This is a genomic window from Bacillus cereus group sp. BfR-BA-01355 (genome assembly GCF_022663675.1).
Lineage (GTDB): Bacteria > Bacillota > Bacilli > Bacillales > Bacillaceae_G > Bacillus_A > Bacillus_A thuringiensis_S.
In genome coordinates, this window is the sequence record NZ_JAKUFY010000175.1 from 1 (window position 1) to 6589 (window position 6589).

Sequence of the window (6589 nt, forward strand, 5' to 3'; positions counted from 1 at the left end):
CCACGGTGCGTAACTAACTTAAATAGTAATGCAGCAATGTACATGATAATCATAATAATAGAAACACCTATACTTAATTGATACGTCTTGCCAGCGTCCATCTTCATTGAAAAAATCTCTGGAATAACAAAGGCCACGACAACAGCAAATATTAATAAAGCTGAATTATGCCTTGCATCGTAAACGTTAAAGCTTTGCCTTTTATATTTAAGTCCACCTACAAAGAAGGATAGTCCTCCTACTAATAATAAATTTCCAAGTACAGAACCCGTTAAAGAAGCTAACACCACTTCAATTAACCCTGCTTGAAGTGCAAAAATTGAAATGATAAGTTCAACAGCATTACCGAAAGTAGCATTTAATAATCCGCCTATTCTAGGACCAGATACAATTGCTAAACTCTCTGTTGCTCTCCCCATAAAACCAGCTAACGCGATAATCGTAATACAATACACAGCGAACATAATTGTTTCTGGCCAATGAAGTGTTTTTCCAAGTACAGATAGTGGTACACCTATAAGTGCTACTATAAGAAATATTTTATTAAACATGCTTTTCACCCTTCCATCGTATGTATTTCTCCTCAATATTATTATTATTCTTCTCCTAACTTGTCCGATTTCATCACAATTACGTTTAAAAAATCGACTTGAAGAAAACAGTATGAAAGATATTTAAATTATCTTGTTTAAACAGAGAAAATATAAATTAGGAAAAGAGGTAAAGAATATGCACTTAAAAGAGAAAATTGCAACTATTATCCAAGGACAACGTACCGGTGTATTATCCACAGTACGTAACGAGAAACCGCATAGTGCCTTTATGATGTTTTTCCATGAAGATTTTGTACTATATGTTGCAACAGATCGACAATCAAAAAAGATAACAGATATTGAACAAAATCCTAATGTCCATGTACTACTCGGACGAGAAGGAAAAAAATTAGATGAAGATTATATTGAAGTTGAAGGATTAGCTTCAATCGAGGAAGACTCAACATTAAAAAACAAGTTTTGGAATAATAGCTTAAAACGTTGGTTACTCGGTCCTGAAGACCCTAATTACGTATTGATAAAAATCAATCCCGACACAATTTATTACATCGATGGTGCCGGTACGACGGAGCCTGAGTTTTTACGACTATAAAATAAAACAAGCCCCCTTTAGGTGGGCTTGTTTTGTCGAAAAGTTCTTTTGAAAAAAACAATAAAATAGGTGGAACTTCCTAAAGATTCTGTTATATAATAGCAGTAACTTAAATAAACTGTATTAAAACAGATTGAGAGGAGAAATAAAATTGATGAAGAGAGAAGAACGCAAAAATATGATTGAGTTTATTGAAAAGAAGAAAGGGATTGAGCGTGACGAATTACTGTTTATGACAGACGATGAAGTAGAGCATATTTATAATGTAACGTACTTTTTATATGAGGAAATTGCAGAGTAGCATAATAATCCCCACCTTATTAAAAATATAAGGTGGGGATTATTTCGTTATTTAGCCCACTATTTGCGGGCAGTATCCCACCTTAAAATTCAAGTGGAGCAAGAAGTTAAGTTGGAGTCATGCTTCCTATAAACCTTAATTACTTCAACTTTATACATGAGAATCATTTTCATGTATAATACTGTAAGATTGGAGGGATTTTACTATGAGTTCGTGGCTCTTATTTGCACTATTATCAGCAATTACTGCTGCCCTTGTATCGATTTTTGGAAAGTTTGGTTTAGACGGAATCGATGCAAACGTTGCAACAACAATTCGATCTATTATTATGGCATTATTTATGATAGGCGTTATTATCATACAAGGTAAATTTCAAAATATCGGCGACGTACTGCTAAATAAAAAAGCACTGCTATTTATCACATTAAGTGGGATTGCAGGTGCTTCTTCATGGCTATTTTATTTTCTTGCCCTCAAAACAGGAAAGGTTTCACAAGTAGCTCCTGTCGATAAATTAAGCGTCGTATTTTCTATCATTCTCGCTATGATTATCCTCGGTGAAAAGTTAAACTTTATGACCGGTGTTGGTGTAGTCTTTATTACAGCTGGTGTATTATTTATTGCTTTCAGCTAAAAAAACCGCTATTAGCGGTTTTTCTTTTTCTTTATGTAAAACCATACAACACATGTAACAACTGCTGAAATTAATAAAATCCATATTCCATAATGATGTAAACTATACTCAACGAAGCGCCACTTCTCGCCTAACTTCCAGCCAAGCCCAATAAAAACACTTATCCAAATGAGCGCACCACCGTAAGCGTACAAACAAAAACGCCAAAGTGTCAAATTTGATACCCCAGCAAAATATGCCGTTAAATGACGTACTCCCGGTATAAAATAACCAATCATTAAAAGAAATGGCCCATATTTTTCAAATAAAATATGTGTTTTTTCAATGTGATGTTCTTTAATTCTAATTTTCGGCCCATATTTCTTTAAAACAGGGAGCCCAAGTTTTAAACCTAATATGTAGCTTAACGTAATCCCTAACATCGCACCAGCCATCCCACTTAAAAAAGCAGCAGTTCCTGACATAACTCCTTTTGAAACATTATAACCAATAAAGGTCAATAAAAACTCGTCTGGTATCGGTAATCCGACAATCCCACCAGCCAAAGCTATAACAATTCCAAAATAGCCATAATGCGCGATTAACTCGCCAATATGTTGTTCCATTCGGAAGACACATCCTATGCACGATCGTTATTCCACATTGTACCCTTTCTATCTTTAAGGCAAACATGGTATACATATTCACTATACATTGTTTTTATAATGAACTCTACTTCTATTCTTTCCTTTAACAGAGATAAAGTGAAACTTTAATCAGTGGGGCTTTTCTTCATCCTCTACTAATTATTAATCTACGCCAATCTTGCTTCTACAGACATCCCGACTCCCACATAACTCACTTACATTCACCAATTTTGAGAGTAGATTCTTACTGCCCGCAAATGACCCGATAAAAAATAAAAATTCATATGCGTGTTTTTTTGTTACAATAAAGGAAAGTTACTTTTCGCAACGGTTTAACTCTCAAGAAAAATGATATATCTAGCAAAAACATAGTTTGGTCTATATAATGCAACTTCTACCTATTAAAAGAACATGAACCCTTTTACATACAACATCATTTTTCTAAATTATACAGGGGGGAACGAACATGACCATTGAAAATCAATTTATTCAAAAAGTTTACTATAAAACATTTTTAACAGAAGAAACTTCTACTCCTGCATCGGAAGTACTCGGTGAAGCATATATAAATGAATCTAAAAATGAATTCTCCAACATTTCTAATATTCGATTTGCTCAAGGTGAATTTTATTATCAAAATAAAGATTTTGAAGCAGCTATATTTAAATGGGAAAAAGTAAATAATGCTCTTGCACTTTGGGCAACAAAAAATATTGCAGATGCTTATTTTGAACTAGGATTTTTACCAAAGGCAGAAGAAATTTATCAATCCATTCAAACAGAAGATACAACTCTTACGATGGAGGTTTCCTTACAACTTCTTTCTCTTTATATCGAACAAGATCGTTTAGGACTTGCTTTTAAGACGATTAGTGAAGCTGTTGCATTCCAACCGGATTACCCAAATATTACTGCAATTGCACGTTCTTTCTATGAAAAACAAGAAGATTGGAACAACGCTATCGAACTAGCTGTTCAAGAAGGTATTCGAACACAATCTTTACACTGGTTTGATACGTTAATAAATTACATAAATAAAGGATTTACAAAAAATATTAAGCCTGAATATTTCTATGAGTCTTTAAAAGCTCTATATGCTGTTGATCAAGCTCAATTTAAAGAACTTGTTATTGCTCTTTGGAATAGCTATCAACATGAATCCTTATACCTTCCTTGGATTCAAAGTATTAATCATTTATTCTTGCATATTGAAACAGACAATAATGACGATTGGAATGAAATTTCTACTCGCTATCAAGAAACATACTTTGCATTAATTACCGGAAATCATTTTATGCATGAATTAAACGGACTTGTACCAAATTTATTAACAAATTGGTTCAGTTTAACGAAAGCAAAAGATTCTCTAGTTGTCTCTGCAGCAGTGTTAGCATGGAATGAAGTCTCACCTACAACTTTAGAATCATTACTCGTAAAAAGTGCTGGATCCTTACTTTCTAATACATCTGCTGAAGCAGATGTAAATATGGAAACAGTTTCTCATTTATTCGAAACAATCGCTGTGTGGGCTGAGAAAAATGATGTAGATTTAAGTCATCAATTTACGCTACTCGTCCATGAACTATGCGATTTAAATGTCACGCCACTACTAATAGCTGGAACTAGTGACCATGATAAAACATCATTTGTTAATTCAATATTAGGAGAGAACATCTTAAATGAAACTTTAACAACTCCTATTCTATTTAAAGACGCTAGTCAAACTGAAATAACAGAATTTACCGCGTTAGATATACGAAGTATCCCTAACCTTAATGAATTCCATCAAATAACGGCTACATCTGCTCAGTCGGAACTTGAGAAAAGATGTATAGAAATTAAGCTACCAAGTAGGTTTTTAAGAAAAAATAAGTTTACATTTCTTATTACACCATCCATTCAAGGACAATTGGATAAAAACAATGCATACTTTGAATACTTACAAGCAGCAGATAGTCTTGTTTACGTATTAAATTCTTCTTCACCATTGCATAGTGAAGAAATTGATACGTTAATTTATTTACGTGAACAAGTATCAAACTTACAAATTCACTTCGTATTACACACAAATAATACGACTACTAATGAAAAACTAATTAGTAAACTTAAAGTGCATTTTCCAGATGCACAATTCTTCCCATACTCTCCTTCGCAAGAGAGTAGCCAGCAACTTGGAGATGTAACAGAATCTATTCTCTCTAATCTTGCAAAACGCGATATAGAAAAAGAACGTATAGAAAAGCTAATATGGTTTACGCAAAAGACGATTGCTTATCTCATAAACGAACGTGTGGAATTAGAAAATACATTAGTAAAATCCGTACGCTGGAATAAACACATCTCAGTGAAACTTACTGGATTTATTAATAACCTTACTGCTCTTGAAAAAGATAAAATTCGCTCTATTACCGAATCCTATCTTTTAACGAAAGAAGAAATTACACGAGATATACATTCTCAAATTCCTGAATTATTACAGAGCTGCTCTGATCTTGTTCAAGAAGATAGTGATTTCAAACTAGTTCATGAAGAATTAAATGCTGCAATGAATGAACGAGTTCAAAAGCATGTACAACAGGTACTTCTTCCTAAATTTACTGGGTCTATTCAAGAATGGATTGAAACAGCACATAATGAATTTATTCAAGCTCAAGCTTATTTAGATGAAATGAGTGAAACATTTAATAAATTATATAAAGAAGAACGTATGAAACTTCCTTGCGATTTCAAATTATTAGATGATTGGAATCGAGATGTTGTACGAATGACAAATCGAATTACAGTAACAAACATCAATATTTTATTACGCTTTACACCGACACAGTTTTTCTTAAAAAGTGCCGGAAAATTATTTGGTAATATGCAAAAAAACCAATCTATGCTCGCCAACAAATATAAACAATATATTGAAACAGAAGACTATACAGAAATTGCTCACACAATTTCAAAACAATTCTTCCTACAATTTGAAGTATTTGAAGGGGCATTAGAACGCGATATCATGATGTTCTTTAAAGATCCACTTAGCATATTGAAACAAAATGTGGATGCAGCTCAACTTGAGATACAGGAAGATGAACAAACATTAGCAACGCTAAGAAGCAATCCAGAAACATATCATGATCCTTTAGCGTTATTTAAACTACAATTGCTACAACATAAATTCGTTTTAAGTACTACAAAGAAACATGAAGATATCTTTGTATCTAACGAATCTCCTACTGTTTAACAGAAAAACCAAGCAAACTAAAATTTGCTTGGTTTTTTTACTTTATTATCTTCATATGTTCAAACGGATAATAAATGCCTGCTAACTTTCCTAACACATCTTCTCTATCAATAAAACCTAAACCATTTCTACTATCTTTACTTATTAGGCGATTATCTCCCATAACAAAAATCTTATTTTTAGGAATTGTAATCGGTCCAAAGTCCTCTGTTAAATTCATAAGTTTTTTTTCTGCTTGTTTTTTATTACTATCCAAATACTCTTCATCTTTCACTTCAGAATTTACATATAATTGATCATTTCTCATCTCAATAATATCTCCTGGCAATCCAATCACTCTTTTGACATAAAAATTATCTGTTTTCACAACAATAATGTCTTCTCTCCCATAGCTTTCAAATTGTTTTGCTAACTTATTAACAATCACCTTATCTCCATCTTGCAACGTCGGCCTCATGGATGCTCCTTTTACAGTCGTAGGGAAAAACACAAAAATTTTCGCCAAAAACACCAATAAACATGCAATTGCAATCGTTCCAAAAAATTCACGCCAACATTTTTTCCTTTGCATCATTTCACCATCTCATCATCTTTTTACTTTTATTATAAATAATACGACTGATATTTTTCTACAAAATTCTGAATTATTAAAT

7 protein-coding genes are annotated in these 6589 nt (G+C 32.8%); 4 read left to right on the top strand and 3 right to left on the bottom strand.

All coding sequences use genetic code 11. The features are described from left to right. The coding region (gene cax, locus MR167_RS29680) for a calcium/proton exchanger (RefSeq protein WP_242316105.1) at positions 1-551 on the bottom strand (551 nt) is incomplete at its 3' end. A 178-nt stretch (positions 552-729) separates the two neighbouring features. Here cax and MR167_RS29685 point away from each other — a divergent pair. The 3 genes from MR167_RS29685 to MR167_RS29695 all read left to right on the top strand — a co-directional run bounded on the left by MR167_RS29685 (position 730) and on the right by MR167_RS29695 (position 2081). Continuing rightward, entirely contained in the window at positions 730-1146 is a 417-nt protein-coding gene (locus MR167_RS29685; RefSeq protein WP_000550220.1) for a pyridoxamine 5'-phosphate oxidase family protein, read from the top strand. A gap of 154 nt (positions 1147-1300) precedes the next feature. Beyond that, entirely contained in the window at positions 1301-1447 is a 147-nt protein-coding gene (locus tag MR167_RS29690) for a BH0509 family protein (RefSeq protein WP_000817786.1), read from the top strand. Positions 1448-1652: 205 nt separating this feature from the next. Beyond that, positions 1653-2081, top strand: coding sequence for an EamA family transporter (locus tag MR167_RS29695; RefSeq protein ID WP_242316106.1), 429 nt, complete (start codon positions 1653-1655; stop codon positions 2079-2081). Between the two features lie 11 nt (positions 2082-2092). Here MR167_RS29695 and MR167_RS29700 read toward each other — a convergent pair whose 3' ends face one another. Continuing rightward, a complete protein-coding gene (locus MR167_RS29700) occupies positions 2093-2686 on the bottom strand; it encodes a DedA family protein (RefSeq protein ID WP_000434870.1) in 594 nt (197 codons plus the stop codon). 487 nt (positions 2687-3173) lie between these two features. On the opposite strand from MR167_RS29700, the gene MR167_RS29705 reads away from it, so the two are divergent. Next, complete coding sequence (locus MR167_RS29705) at positions 3174-5936, top strand: tetratricopeptide repeat protein (RefSeq protein ID WP_000151407.1); 2763 nt, start codon at positions 3174-3176, stop codon at positions 5934-5936. Between the two features lie 37 nt (positions 5937-5973). On the opposite strand, the gene lepB is transcribed toward MR167_RS29705, so the two are convergent. After that, a complete protein-coding gene (gene lepB / locus MR167_RS29710) occupies positions 5974-6510 on the bottom strand; it encodes a signal peptidase I (RefSeq protein ID WP_000983696.1) in 537 nt (178 codons plus the stop codon). Between the last annotated feature and the right edge of the window lie 79 nt (positions 6511-6589).